General features: G+C 70.6%; 1 protein-coding gene. It reads left to right on the top strand.

Annotated features, from left to right (window positions below; translation table 11 throughout):
• Nucleotides 1-85: 85 nt before the first annotated feature.
• Nucleotides 86-306 (top strand): hypothetical protein (locus DW307_RS17995; RefSeq protein ID WP_205810284.1); only part of this gene is annotated, 221 nt, incomplete at its 3' end.

Raw genomic sequence — 306 nt, 5'->3', positions numbered from 1 at the left:
CCGGAGTGCAGTCCGAGGGCGCCGGGGCCGAAAGCCCGGCGCACCAGATGCACCGACGTTCCCCGGGTTGGGCGGACACGGTCTCGTGACCCGCACCGGCACCACGACGAGTGCGTTGTTGTTGTGGGATCCGTTTGGTCAGCCGGTGGATCCGGTCACGTTCGCGATCGGCACGACAGCGTCGGATGGCACCGGGCAGGTGGCGGGGAACACGCTGTGGCATCAGGGGGCGTCGAAGCCCGCGGAGTCCGCGGGGTCGGCGCTGGTGGTGGAGATGGGGGTGCGGTTGTATGTCCCCGCCCTCGG

The organism is Microbacterium sp. K27, assembly GCF_004794435.1.
Taxonomy (GTDB): Bacteria; Actinomycetota; Actinomycetes; order Actinomycetales; family Microbacteriaceae; genus Microbacterium; species Microbacterium maritypicum_A.
Note: the sequence above shows the minus strand (reverse complement) of the source record. Positions and strands in the feature narration are given on the sequence as shown.